Below are 13607 nucleotides of genomic sequence, written 5' to 3'. Positions count from 1 at the left end.
GAGTCGGTCGGGGTGGTCGTGAGTGGCAAGTGTCGTTCTAGCCGACCTGTATTTGCCTACCTACTGGGTCCGGCAGTAGCTGAGCCGGCATCCTCCACACTCGACCGTGCCACCGCTGACACTGCACATCGGCTCTGGCCGGTGTGGGTCGACAGATACCGGTCCGAAGGTGGCGATGCGGCAAGCGCCGGGAAACGAGCCCAAGCCGAGCAGGAAACGAGTACTGGTCCGCTCAAGCCCGAATCGCGGGAGGCGAGCTCGGTATCCGAGGCCCACTTGGCCCCTGTGCCTCCGCTCTCGCTACCTCTACCGGGCCGAGACGCAGTGCTCGACGGCGTCCAGCAGGATCGCGCAGGCCAGCTCCACCTCCTCCTCGTTCACGGTGAGCGGGGGCATCAGCCGGATCACGCTGTCGTCGCGGCCGCCGAGTTCGACGATCAGGCCCTGCCGCAGCGCGTGCGCCTGGACGGCACGGGCGAACCCGCTCGCCGGTCGGCCGTCGCGGGGATCGGCCAGTTCGATCCCCCACATCAGGCCGAGGCCGCGGAACTCACGGACCCAGGGATGACCTCGCAGCACCCCGAGCCGTCTTTCGAGCTGCCGCCCACGGTCCCGGACGTTGCCGAGCACGTCGTCGCGCCGGACGATGTGGACGGCCGCCGTGCCCGCCGCGAAGGCGGCCTGGTTGCCGCGGAACGTCCCCGTGTGCGCACCGGGTGCCCAGCCGTCCAGCCGCTCGTCGTAGAGGATGACCGCCACCGGCAACCCCATCCCGCTCAAGGCCTTCGAGGCGACGATCACGTCGGGTTCGATGTCGTAGTGCTCGAACGCGAACCAGGTCCCGGTGCGACCGCAGCCGGTCTGCACCTCGTCGACGACGAGCGGGATGTCCAGTTCCGCGGTCAGCTCGCGGACACGCCGCACGAAATCGCGGTCCGCCGGGATGACCCCGCCTTCGCCCTGCACCATCTCCAGGATCACCGCGGCGGGAAGCGGGATCCCGCCGTTGGGATCGCGCAAGGAGCGCTCCAGCAGGCCCACGCAGTTGGTCTCGCAGGTCTCCCGCGAGAGCCCGACCGGACAGCGTGCGCAGTAGGAATAGGGGAAGAAGTGCACCCCGGGCACTCCGTTGGTGATCGGCCGTTTCTGGGAGACCAGACCGGTCAACGCCATCGCCGCGTGACTCGATCCGTGGAACCCGCCCTGGAAGGTCACCAGATCACCGCGTCCGGTCGCGGTCTTGCAGAGCTTGATCGCGGCGTCCACGGCGTTGGCCCCGCCCGGACCGCAGAAGTGCATCCGCATCCGCGAGCGCATGCCGGGTGGCAGCATGGACAGCTGGGCGTCGACGAACTCGCGTTTGGCCGGTGTCGGGAAGTCCAGGCCGTGGGTGAGCACGCTCAGCTGCTCGCTGGCCGCTTGCACCAGCTCGGGATGATTGTGACCGAGGGACAGCACACCCGCGCCTGCCAGGAAGTCGATGAAGACGTTCCCGTCCATGTCACGGATGTAGCTGCCCTCACCGCCCGCGATCGCGATCGGCAGGTTGCGCGGATAGGCCCGCGCGCTGGATTCCCACTGTCGCTGGTGTTCGAGGAACTCGGCCGAGCGAGGGCCGGGCAGATCACCGTCGACGCGGGGCGCCGGTTTCGCTGTATGGGTATAGGTCATGGCAGCCTCCTTGCCGCGGTGATGATTTCCGCCGTGTCGAGTTCGACCGCCGGATTGGCCTGCCAGCGGGTTCGCGCCGGGGCGGCGGTGCCTTTCATCAGGAACGCGTCCGCCTCGACGATAGCGCCCTCCGCCATCGTCACTCCGTAGTGGACGAAGGCGCCGGTGCCGAGCGTGCAGGCCGGGCCGACGGCGATGTGATCGGATTTGAACGTGCCGTCCTCGAGCGAATGCGCTTGCAGGACGGTGTGCAGGTTGAGCGTGCAGTCGTCACCGATGCTCACCAAGGACCGCTCCGGGATGGCGCATCCGTCGTCGAAGACGCGCCGTCCTATCCGGACGCCGAGGCACCGCCAGAGGAACGATTTGAACGGTGTCCCGTTGAACAACGCGAGATAGCGAGCGGGGCTGAGCTTCCAGTACCGCTCGTGCCGCCAGAACACCGGATCGTAGATCGAACAGAACCGCGGTCGCAGCGACCGGAAGCCCTGCACGGCGAGTTCGGCGAACATGAAGTACGCGACTGTGAACAGAAGCGAGGCCACGATGCCACCGCCGACGGCGAGCGGCCCGAACCTGTCGTGCGCGACGCCGGCGGCCGTCCCGACGAGGGCGACACCGAACAGATGGAGCCAGTGCACCAGCACGTAGACGAGGATGGTGCCGATGTTGTGCCGGTTCTTCGCCACCAGGCTCCGGCGCAAACCGTCTCCGGTGCTGAGGTGCTCGAACCCGCTGTCGCGGCGGACGTTCCGGGGGATCTCGAACGCCGGTGACCCCAGCAGGCCGACGTTCTCCCGGATCGGCCCGTCCAAGGGCACGAGTACCTTCGTGGCCAGCAGGACGTTCCGCCCGATTCGCGCGTCCGGCGGGAAGGCGATCTCGTTGCCCAGGAACGCCTGTGGCGCGATGGCGGTCCGGCGCAGCCGGAACGACGAGGCGGAGAAGTCCGCGTTGAGCATCGAAAGACCGTCCGAGACCATCGTCCCGGTGCCGACCGTGCTGAGGAACGGGGTCTCGTGCTTGACCTCGACCCCGAAGTTGGATCCGGTCTGGTGGATCTTCGACAGGTCGTACCCCAGTGCGCGGAGGTAGTACACGATGTAGCTGCTGTCGCCGAACAGGTAGGTGTACGCCCGCAGGTTCGTCAGCCGCGCGATCAGCCGCTGGATCCCGAAATGCGTTCCGTACAGGGGGTAGACCCGGCCCGGCCGGATGAACAGGTTGAGCAGGCGCGGGATCGTGAGGAAGACCGCCAGCCCGGCGAACAATCCCCCGAAGTACAGCAGCGCCGAACCCACGATCTGGTCCCGGTAGAAGGCCCAGCTGGTGAAGTCCGCCGTCGCCGTGAACAGGCGGTCGACGACCAGTTCCGTGCCGCCCAGAGTCGCGGGAAGCGTCACCAGCAGCAGAAGCAGCAGGCTGGACAAGCAGAACACGAACGGCCGGAACCCGTTGCGCGCCACCGTCCCCAACGCCCGATAGTCCACTGTAGAGAGGCGGGCGGGGGTGCCGTGCCAGGATTCGCCGTCGGGTACGGCCTGCCCGGTGTTCAAGGACGACGAGTGACCGAGCTGCGCGTCGTCCCCGATCGCGGTGTCGATGTCGAGCACGGTCATCTCACCGACGAAGGCGTGGTCGCCGAGGGTGACCCTGCCGGTCTGGATCCGGCCCGCCCTGGCGCGGTAGCAGGAGAAGAAGACGTCCTTCCGGATGACGGCTCCCGCTCCGACACGGAGCAGATCGGTGCAGACCGGTGGGTTCCGGGACAGGATCAAGGCCCCCTTGCCGATGTCCGCGCCGAGCGCCCGCAGGTACCAGGAGTACAACGGAGTGCCGGTGAACAGCATCAGCGGACTGAACCTGACCAGGGTCTTGACCGTCCAGAAGCGCAGGTAGCCAGGGCTCCACAGTGGGATCTCCCCCGGTTTCCACCGTCCGACGATCGTCCACTTCGCCACGATCGGCACCACCGACAGCACGACGAAAACGACGAGCCCGAAGGCGACCGCGCGCAGGTAGACGTCGACTGTCCCGGTCGTCGCGGTGATCCAGGCGAACCCCTTGTCCAGGATCCATCCCGAACCCGCGGCGTAGGCGAGGAAGATGACGAGCTGGAACAGGCCACAGAGGACATAGGCCCTGGTGGACGCCCGGCGTGGTTCCTCGGCGCGGGCGACCCCGCCCCGGGGCGAAGCGGGAGCCAGTTCGGCCAGCGCGCGAACGGTCGGATTGAGGTACACGTCTTTCGCCGACAACGGCGCGACTTCGCCGCGTTCCCGCACCCGCGCGCAGAACTTGGCCAGCAGCAGCGAGTCCGCGCCATAGTCGTCGAAGAAGTGTCCCGTCGCCGAGATCCGCTCGATCCCGAGGACCCCGCCCAACGCCTCCGCCAGGTGTTGTTCGGTCTCGGTGGCCGGTGCCACGTAGTCGACGTCACTCGCCGCTCTTCGCGGATTCGTCGGCGCCGGGAGGTTCTTCCGGTCCGCCTTGCCCGCCGGCGTCAGGGGAATGTGATCGAGCTGTTCGAGGTAGGCGGGCACCATGTAGCCCGGCAGCAGCTCCCCCAGACGGCGGCGTAGTTCTCCGGCGTCGACGGTCGTCTTGTCGCGTCGCAGGCTGTAGTAGGCGACCAGTTCGGTCGTACCGGCCTCCGGGTGGTGGGTCTCGACCACCGCCTGGGCGATCCCGGGTATCTGCAACAGGACCGATTCGATCTCCGTGAGCTCGACCCGGTAACCGCGGATCTTCACCTGCGTATCGGCGCGGCCGTGGTATTCGATCTCGCCGTCCGGGGTGATCCGGCCCAGATCACCGGTGCGATAGATGCGCTGCGACGGGTTGTGCCCGATGTCGAGGAAGTCGGGGATGAACGCGCGCTCGGTGAGGTCCGGCCGGTTCAGGTAGCCCCCGGCGAGCCCGATCCCGGCGATCCCGATCTCCCCCAGTTCCCCGGCGGCCAGTGCTCTCGCTTCGTCCGGGTCGAGGATGACCACCGAATAGGTCGGCAGGGGCACCCCGATGGTCACCGGCCGATCCGGTCTCAGCACCGACCACGTCGCGGTGACCGTGGCCTCGGTCGGACCGTAGACGTTGAGAAATCTGCGGTCCGGGTGGTACCAGCGACGGACCAGGTCCTCCGGACACGCCTCACCGGACACCAGCAGGAACCGCAGCAACGGCAGGTCCTCGTCCAGGCTGGCGAGCAGGGTCGGGACGCAGCACAGCGCGGTGATCCTGTTGTCCCGCAGGAATTCGAGGAGCTCGTGGCCGACGAGGCTGGTGCCGCCGGGTTTCGGCACGAGCGTCGCACCGCACAGCAACGGGACCCAGATCTCCTCGACCGAGAAGTCGAACGCGATCGTCATGCCCTGGTAGATCCGGTCGGTGCCCTGGATGCCGTAGACGTCGGCGGCGACGCTGACGAAGTTGCAGATCGCGGCGTGGTCGATCGTCACGCCTTTCGGCCGCCCTGTCGAGCCGGAGGTGTAGACGATGTAACAGAGTTCGTCCGCCGGCGCGCCTTTCTCGGCCGCGCCGAGCCGATCACCCGGCAGAGCCTCGATCCGGTCCGCGTCCTCGTCGAGACAGAGCACGTCGACGCTGCCCGGCTCGAACCGATCTCGCAGACCCGAGATCGACAGCACCAGCCGGACGCCCGCGTCGCGGACGATGTAGCCCAGTCTGTCGTCGGGAAAGCCCGCGTCCAGTGGCACGTACGCCGCGTTGACCTTCAGCACCGCCAGCATCGCGACGTAGGGATGAACCGGTTCGTCGAACAGCAGCCCGATCCGATCACCGGGCAGGACCCCGTGCGCCCGCAGGTGGCGGGCGAGGCGATTGGCCCGTTCGTCCAGTCCGGCGAATGTGAGCTTCGTGCCCCCGGTGTCCACCGCGAGACGGTCGTCGAGACCGTCGGCGTGCAACCGGTCGCAGAGCCGCTCGTACAACTGCTCGAGCCGATCGCCGACGCTCCAGCGAACCCGCTGTTCGTGACCGTCGCACGTCAGGACCAGGCCGTCGGTGGTGAACAGACCCGACGGCTGGCCGTACGGGCTCATGTCCTGTCCTCCGCGAGGCCGAACGACTCGTGCAGGGCGCGGACGGTCGTGTCGACGGCATCGGCGGGGATCACGGCGGTGAGGCGAGACTGCGAGGTCGTCATCGCCGGCACCGTGACACGGTGATCGGCGAGGACTCGCAGCAGCTCGGGCAGGAAGCCGGGTGGGTCGAGCAACGCGGTGCCGACGACGGAAACCGAGCCCAGTTCCTCGAAAACGGTGGAACGGGCGTCCAGTTCCACCGCGAGTTCCGTGATCGGCCGCCCGAGCGGCTCCGAGCCCCGGACGGTGAATCGCAGTTCGCCGGGATCGGGCCAGCTCAGGTTCTCCGGTTTCACCCCGCATCCGGCGAGCGTCGTGAGCACGCGGGCGTATTGGTCCGGCTCCGACGCCGAAACCTCGACCCTGACCAGCCGCACGTCGCGTTCGTGGGCGATGCCGATGACGCGGGGAGTGCCTTCCAGGGACGGCTCTCCCGTGACGACGGTGGAAGGACCGGGATCCGAGGAATGCGTCACCCGCACGGCCACCCCGTGACGGCGCGCGAGTTCGACGGACCTGGGGTGGAGCACCCGGGCACCGACGCCGGCGAGCTCGACCATGGCGTCGTAGGAGATCTCCTGGACCGGCTGGGTGTCCGGCACGATCCGGGGGTCGGCGGTGCGGACGCCGTGCACGTCGGTGCAGATTTCGCATTCGGGACCGCCGAGCGCGGCCGCCAGCGCCACCGCGGTGGTGTCGGAGCCGCCCCTTCCCAGGGTCAGCAGTTCCCCGTTCGCGTCACGTCCCTGGAACCCGGCGACCACGACGACCTGCGCGTCACGCAGCCGCGTGATGATCTTCTCCGGGTCGATCCGGACGATCGTCCCCGCCCCGGGGTCACCGCTCACCTCGATCCCGGCCTGGTCACCGGACAGCGAAACGGCTTCCACGCCGCGCTCCGCCAGCGCCATGGCGAGCACCGACGCGGAAACCTGCTCCCCCGTCGCCATCAACTGATCGAGTTCACGTGGAGACGGCGGCTCGGCGAACTCCCCGGCCAAAGCGATCAGCCGGTCGGTGGTGTCCCCCATGGCCGACACCACCAGGACCACCCGAGCCCCCGCCTCTACCAGCGAGGCCACCTCGGTGGCCACATCACCCACCATCCGGGGTGTGGCCAGCGATGATCCACCGTATTTCCGTACGACCAGCCCTTCGCTTCGCACCTTTCGTAAAGGCGGGTCCAAGCTGACTTCAAGATCTTGGGTCGAATTCACCATTTTCCTTAATAGAACGCCGTTATGGCTGGGTTTGCATTCGGACAATGAGCAGCACCCGAATAGACCGTGACGAATACACGCATTCGACACGGGTTGCGCTACAACGAGCGGGCCAAGCGCGTCGCGCAGTCGTGATGACAGCATTGGAAAGTAGTGCGAGAAACTTTGAACGGGTACCTCCATCCGTACGAAAGGTCAACCATTGGGTTCGCACGACATAAGTCGGCGACAATGCGCAAGGGCATACGTACGAACAGCCCACTTCGATGGAATTAGGTCAGACGAATGACGTATTCGGATTCAATTCGAAATTCGAGAAAACGGTCGATCGGCAAGACGGAACGAATTTAACCACCCATCGGAAGTTACGAGATCCTTTTACCTCTCCACCAGCCGGGAGGAACCCGTCAAAGAGGCCATGGCGCCCTCAAAGTACGAACCCCGGCATTTTTCCCGTCGTTCAGCGCGGAGACACCCGGGCGTCGGCGCCGTTCAGGAACAGGACACACGGCATCTTCGGACAGGTCAATCCCATAATGCGGGTCGAGTTGCGGCACCTGGCGTCGTTTGCAGTCCGCCAACGCGCGGTCGAACCGGATGTGAACGCCTCACTCACCGGGACGGCATTCTTGTCCGGAGCCGACCGGTCAGCGTCTCGCGAACCACGCCGGAAAACGGTTCAGTGATCACAAACTCCACCAATGGGACTTACCGCTGGATACGCCACCAAAGAACTGATCACCCCTAATGTAATGGGTTTCCGGACGCCGCTGTCGCACGGCGCTCCTTTCTCGACCGACTACGGACCGGCCCGATAAACATCGACGAATCGCGCGATCCTCGGGTCCTCCGGATCGTCCACGGCGAACTGTCTCCCCCACGCGGTCGCTGCCGCGACGGCGGACGAACCGTGGTACGGACCTGGCAAAGCGTGGTGCTTTCCCTTGATCAGGCCGGGGCGACAGGCATGGCCTGGGTCTCCTCGCGTGGGAAACCCGCCGGAGGCGGAGTCTCGTCGACGCCTCCGGCGAGTTCGTCTACGGGATGGCGGTCGCTACCGGGCCTTGCCGGCGACTCGAACAGCCGTATCGGTCATCGCCTCTCGGAATGAGTTCCGGAGCGCTCCGGCGAGCGGCCGTCACGCCAGGCGGAAGGGTCGGGGTGGAAGAGCCGCCGTCCGCCGAACTTCAGGCGGGTGAGGAAAGCGAGCTGGCCGGAGATCCCCGCTCCGTAGCCACTGGTGACGTCCTTGCCGCCTTCATCCGGCAGTACGGCCCGGCCGTTCCGGTAGATCCGCCGCGCCCACATCAGCTGTGCGATCGACTCCGCCCAGGCCCGGTAGGCCGGGTCGCCGGTCGCCCCGGCCAGATCCAGCAGGAAGTCGCCGTTGCCGGGAAGCCCGTGACAGTAGGCGGTTCCCGCCCACTGCCGGGTCGCCATCACCGCACGGGCCGCGCCGATCGAAGCTTCGAGATAACGCTCGTCCCCGGTCACGGTGTAGAGACGGCACAGGAACGTGCCGATTCCCGCGGAACCGTTGCACCACCACACCGGCGCCCGCGACGCCCCCGGACAGTCCGGCCAGTGCATCGCCCCGGCGTCGACGCTCGACGCGGTCAGCAACGTGTCACCGCAGCGCCGGGCGGCGTCGGCGAAGTCTTCACGTCCGGCTGCTCCCGCCGCGGCGAGCAGGAACGCGCCGATCCCGGCCACGCCGTGGGCGAAGCCGTACGATCGATAGCCGGCGAGGTCCGAGTCGAACGACATCGGGATCGTCCACAAGAGACCGTCGGAGCCCGGATTCGCGGCGGCCAGCACGGACTCGGCACAGTGGACCGCGCGCCGTGCCAGTTCCGCGTCGCCGGTCTCACCTGCCAGGTAGAGGAAGCAAGTGCCCAGCCCCGAGAGCCCGTGGGTGATGTCGGGGTTCGGCCAGGCCATGATGAGGTTCTTGACCAGCCGCAGGGCCCGGTCGGTGAGGTCGGAGCAGCCCAGGGCCCGGCCCGCGTCGAACAACGCCCAAGCCGTCCCGGAGAAACCGAAGTACAAGCCGGGAAGACGATGGTGCTGATCGTCGAGATGCCGGAGTATCCGGGGCAGCACGATGTCGTAAAGCCTTTCGACGTGCATGTCGTTCTCGCTGAGCTTCGCCAAGACTGCGAGGGTGCCCGCGAGACCGTGCTGGACGGAACAGGGTTCGTTCAGCTCCCCGAACCCGGTCTCGGGCCAAGGTCTCGGGGCGGCTTCGGACGCGGCCGTCTCGACCAGGTACCCGAGTGCGCCCTCGACGAGTTCGTCCCACTGCTCCGGAGACCAGAGCAGTTCCCTCGACCTGGTGAGCGCCGGTGCGGGGCTTTCGGTCAGCGCGATGACCTCCGCCAGGCTCATCCGCTCGGCGGGGTCGGTGCGCACGAGCCCCTTGATCACCCGGCTCAACGTCCGCGAGACGGGCCGGGACAACGGCGGGGCGAGCCATTCGGCCACTCGTTCCTCCAGCGGGCGTACCTCGGGGAGATCCTCGGCGAAGTCGGGATTCACATGGGCGATCTGATGCAGGAGCGTGGCTCCGAGACTGAAGAGGTCCACTGACGGCTGCGGGTCCGCGCAGGCGAACTGCTCGGGAGCGCTGAGCCCCGGGGTTCCGCTGCCGGCGCCGAGCACCACCCACCCGGCCGGTTTCCCGACGCGGACGGCCGCGAGTTCGAGGTCGATCAGCCGTACGGAGCCGTCGGGCATGGTCAGCAGGTTGTTCGGTGTGAAGTCGCGGACGACCACGCCGCGTTGGTGCAAGCCGCGCAGCAATCGCGCGAGCTTTCCGGCCAACGCGGCACTTTCGACAGTGCCGAGCTGCCCTTCGCCGTCGCGCAGCACGCCGTCGACCCGCTCACGGAATCCCTTGCCGTCCAGGAATTCCTCGACCAGGAAAACGTGTTCCCGCTGCTCGAAAAGGTCGACGTATTCCGGAACGAGTCCGGTACCGGCGAGGTGCCGCAACACGAACGCCTCGTGCCGCAGGTAGTCACGCGCGTCGAGCCCTTCGCGATCAGTGCCGACGTGTGGCCGAGCTTCCTTGACGATGACCTCGCGGCCCGTCTCCCGGTCCAGCGCGCGGTAGACGCCGCCCTTGTTCGCGTGGCGGACCACCCGCGTGACCTCGTACCGGCCTTCCGGCAGCACCGACGTCACCGTGGTGGAGTCCTCGTGGCCGAACGGGTCCGGGAGCCAGGACGGGGCCTGGAAGAAACCCTGGCTCCGGTCCTCCACCGGCGCACCGTTCTCGTCGAGGACGCAATCGCGATAGCCACCGTCATGGGTCAGCATCCGGTAACCGTCGAAAGCCCCATAGCGGTAATGGACCAGGCTTCCCGGGCGATACCGGGCATCGGAAAGGATCGCCGGACCGGACAGACCGGAAGTCGCTTCGTGCAGCTTCTCGGCGAGTTCCAGCAAAGAATCACGATCCGGCGGATAGACGGTGATGAATTTACCGGAATTGCCACGAGGGCACCGGAAGTCGTTGAGTTTCAGCACGTCGGCCGACGTGGAGGCGAATTTGAACTGCGCCGAAGAGGCGAGCAGGATCGGCAAACAGGCCTGCAACACCCAGGGCGCGGACAGCACCGTGGCCGAAACGTGCAGCTTCCAGCCCTGGACACGGGGCTCTTCCACCGGCGGGCGCAGGCAGGTCCAGTTGTCGGAACGCTCGAGCAGCCAGCCGGAAAGCACACTGTCCGCCAGGGAATCGGCAACCAGGTCGCCGGGTTCCGGGAAATCCACTGACAGCGCCACCGTTCGCGGCATGGCCTGGAGATCGTCTTCTTCACGAACAAGCGGGAGAGCCATTGCGTGTCCTCGACGTGGGCGGTTTGAGGACACGAACGTAGGCCGTGACGAAACCACTCCGACAGAGCAGAACAACTACTCAGGTCCCTATTCGGACGGACCGCCGGATTACTCAATGCGAATGGAGCATCGTCGCTTGACGTATCCCGGTACCGCATCGACGCTGGGACGAAAGCGTATCCGCGGAGGACATCTGAGGGGGGTGCCACCTTGGATTCGACGTGGCCGCTGGTAGGTCGGCGGAGAGAGCTTTCCTCGATCGACGAAGCGCTGGCGGGGACCACCGGTGGGCTCGTCCTCGCCGGGGCGCCGGGCGTCGGGAAGACCCGGTTGCTGCGGGTCGCGATGGACCGCGCGGCCGCGGCCGGGCGCCGTGTCGAACTTCTGGCCGCGACCGGAGCGGGATCGTCGATCCCGCTCGGCGCGGCCTCCCATCTCCTGCCCGTCACCCCGTCGTCCGACGAAGAACCCGACCGCACGACACTTTTCCGGTGGGCTTCCGCAGGTTGGGACGAGGACGGCGCGGTCCTCGCCGTCGACGACGCCCATCTGCTCGACGAGGGGTCGGCGGCGCTGGTCCATCATCTGTGCACTCACCGGCGGGTCGTCGTGGTGGCGACCGTGGTGACCGGGGCGAGTGCGCCGGACGCGATCTTCACCTTGTGGAAGAACGGGCAAGCCCGCCGCACGGAGATCCCACCGTTGTCCGACCGTTTCGTCGACGACCTGATCGGACACGCCCTCGACGGCCACGTCCCGGCGTCCGTCCGGACCCGGCTGCGCCGACTGGCCGACGGCAACCCGTTGCACCTGCAGGCTTTGGTGCTCGACGGACTCGAATCCGGTGCGCTGACCAAGGAAAGCGGAACCTGGCGATGGCAGGGTCCGGTGGTCGGCGCGTGGCGGCTGCACGAACTCGTGGAGGCACGGCTCCACAGTTGCGACGCGGACGTGCGAGCGGTCGTCGAGCTGGTGGCCTGTGGTGAACCCTTGCCACTCGAACTGGTCGAACCCGAACCCGGACTGCTCGCGGCCGAACGCGCCGGACTGCTCGAGGTCACCGGCGACGGACGTCGCTCCGAGGCCCGGCTCACCCATCCGATCTACGGCGAAGTGCTCCGTTCGGGCCTGAAACCTCTGCGTACCAGAGAGATCCACCGCACCCTGGCCGAGCGTCTCGGCGCGACCTCGTTGCGGCGCCGGGACGATCTGCTGCGACTCACCACCTCGCAGCTCTCCGCCGGTCTGCGACCGAGCGTCCCCGACATGCTCGCCGCGGCCCGGCAATCCCTTGCCCGCCACGACCTCGTGCTCGCGGAACGGCTCGCGCGCGCCGCCGTCGACGCGGGTTCCGATCAGGCACGGACCCTGCTCGCCGAAGTACTCAGCTGGTGTGGGCGGCATCAGGACGGAATCGCGGTGCTCGCGGAGAGCGGCCGGTCCGAGCCGAGCGACTGGACCACGACCAGGGCGAGGCTCCTGTACTGGGGACTCGCCCGGCACGACGAGGCCACGACGATGCTCCCGGACGACCCGACGGTGACCCGGGCGCTGATCCTGCTCGCCGAGGGGAACTGCCAGGACGCGCTCGACATCGCGCTCAAGATCACCGACCTGGAGTCGGCGCCGATCGACGCGCGGCTCTGGGCCTTCACCACGGCGGTCAATGCCTACGCGATGCTCGGCAGGGCTTCGACGGCGCTCTCCTTCGCGCGCCGCGGCAGGCGGCTCGCGGAACGTCACGACGACCTGGTCCGCACCGGATTGCCGTACCTCCGCCTCGCCGAGGGGTACACGTTGTTGTTCGCGGGCAGGCCTTCCGAGGCACAGGACGTCGCCGAAGAAGGTGGCCAGTCGGCCGTGCGGTTCGGCGATCCCGGTCTGATCGCGGTCTGGTCCGGTCTGTCCGGGCTGATCGCCCAGCTGCGCGGTGAACTCCGTGCCGCCGTGACCTCTCTACGCGAAACCGTCGCCATCGAAACGGTGCAGGATCCGACCGGCAGCCTTCACCTGCACGAGACGCTCCTCGCCGGAACACTGGCGATGAACGGCGCGGGTGACGAAGCGGCGGAAATCCTTGACCGCGCTCATGAGGAAGATTCGGGAACGGCGGTGAAACGGCTCTTCCGGCCGCACGCCGAAGCTCATCGCGCCTGGGTCACCGCCGCCCGCGGTGACGTGCGGGGCGCCGCGGAGATCGCGCTCGCCGGCGCGGCGCTCGCCAGGGAGGTCGGAATTCCGTGCATGGAAGCGGTCGTGCTGTACGAGGCCGCGCGGTTCGGTGCGGCGAGGCAAGTGGAGAAGCGCCTGACGGTACTCGCTGAGATTGTCGAAGGCGGCCTTGCCGTCGCCTACCGTGACGCCGCCGCCGCGCTGGCCGCGGGCGACGAACCCGGTCTGCTCGCCGCGGCGGACGCGTTCGCCGCGCTGCCCGCTCCCCTGCTCGCCGCAGAGATGCTGACAGCGGCCGGGCGAGTGGCCCAGGCCGCGGGGTATTCACGGCGAGCGGGTGCCGCCCTCGCGAGGGCACGGGAACTGGCACGACGCAGCCCGACCGCGCGGACACCGGGGCTCCTCGGGGTCGAGGGCACCCAGCAGCTCACCCCGAGGGAGCGCGAGATCGCCCGGCTGGCCGCGAGGCAGGCGACGAGCCCGGAGATCGCGCGCCGGTTGCGGTTGTCCGTCCGGACCGTGGACAACCATCTGGCCCATGTGTACGACAAACTCGGTATTTCCGGCAGGATCGAACTCGCCACGCTGTTCCGGTGAG

At 67.7% G+C, this 13607-nt stretch carries 6 protein-coding genes; 1 reads left to right on the top strand and 5 read right to left on the bottom strand.

The genetic code is table 11. The features are described 5' to 3' along the window. Positions 1-306 precede the first annotated feature (306 nt). The 5 genes from ACFWMR_RS23025 to lanL all read right to left on the bottom strand — a co-directional run bounded on the left by ACFWMR_RS23025 (position 307) and on the right by lanL (position 10837). Positions 307-1671: a diaminobutyrate--2-oxoglutarate transaminase family protein gene (locus tag ACFWMR_RS23025; protein ID WP_378379827.1), complete on the bottom strand. Its 1365-nt coding sequence runs from the start codon at positions 1669-1671 to the stop codon at positions 307-309. Further along, a complete protein-coding gene (locus ACFWMR_RS23020; RefSeq protein ID WP_378379826.1) occupies positions 1668-5732 on the bottom strand; it encodes a Pls/PosA family non-ribosomal peptide synthetase in 4065 nt (1354 codons plus the stop codon). Before ACFWMR_RS23020 ends, ACFWMR_RS23025 begins: the two co-directional genes overlap by 4 nt. Further along, positions 5729-6994 (bottom strand): aspartate kinase, encoded by a 1266-nt coding sequence (locus ACFWMR_RS23015; protein WP_378379825.1) that lies wholly within the window; start codon positions 6992-6994, stop codon positions 5729-5731. The genes ACFWMR_RS23020 and ACFWMR_RS23015 overlap by 4 nt, the downstream gene beginning before the upstream one ends. Positions 6995-7793: 799 nt before the next feature. Continuing rightward, positions 7794-7922 (bottom strand): DUF3105 domain-containing protein, encoded by a 129-nt coding sequence (locus ACFWMR_RS23010; RefSeq protein WP_378379824.1) that lies wholly within the window; start codon positions 7920-7922, stop codon positions 7794-7796. A gap of 164 nt (positions 7923-8086) precedes the next feature. Beyond that, positions 8087-10837 (bottom strand): class IV lanthionine synthetase LanL, encoded by a 2751-nt coding sequence (gene lanL, locus ACFWMR_RS23005; protein WP_378379823.1) that lies wholly within the window; start codon positions 10835-10837, stop codon positions 8087-8089. A gap of 210 nt (positions 10838-11047) precedes the next feature. On the opposite strand from lanL, the gene ACFWMR_RS23000 reads away from it, so the two are divergent. Then, the gene (locus ACFWMR_RS23000; protein ID WP_378379822.1) at positions 11048-13606 is read left to right on the top strand and encodes a helix-turn-helix transcriptional regulator; all 2559 of its coding nucleotides are present in this window, start codon (positions 11048-11050) and stop codon (positions 13604-13606) included. Position 13607 lies beyond the last annotated feature (1 nt).

Source organism: Amycolatopsis thailandensis (genome assembly GCF_042723255.1).
GTDB classification, from domain to species: domain Bacteria; phylum Actinomycetota; class Actinomycetes; order Mycobacteriales; family Pseudonocardiaceae; genus Amycolatopsis; species Amycolatopsis thailandensis.
Note: the sequence above shows the minus strand (reverse complement) of the source record. Positions and strands in the feature narration are given on the sequence as shown.

What these genes read in the sequence shown, in the direction of transcription:
- ACFWMR_RS23025 (WP_378379827.1), bottom strand. Translation starts at nt 1,671, where the DNA reads ATGACCTATACCCATACAGCGAAACCGGCGCCCCGCGTCGACGGTGAT.
- ACFWMR_RS23020 (WP_378379826.1), bottom strand. Translation starts at nt 5,732, where the DNA reads ATGAGCCCGTACGGCCAGCCGTCGGGTCTGTTCACCACCGACGGCCTG.
- ACFWMR_RS23015 (WP_378379825.1), bottom strand. Translation starts at nt 6,994, where the DNA reads ATGGTGAATTCGACCCAAGATCTTGAAGTCAGCTTGGACCCGCCTTTA.
- lanL (WP_378379823.1), bottom strand. Translation starts at nt 10,837, where the DNA reads ATGGCTCTCCCGCTTGTTCGTGAAGAAGACGATCTCCAGGCCATGCCG.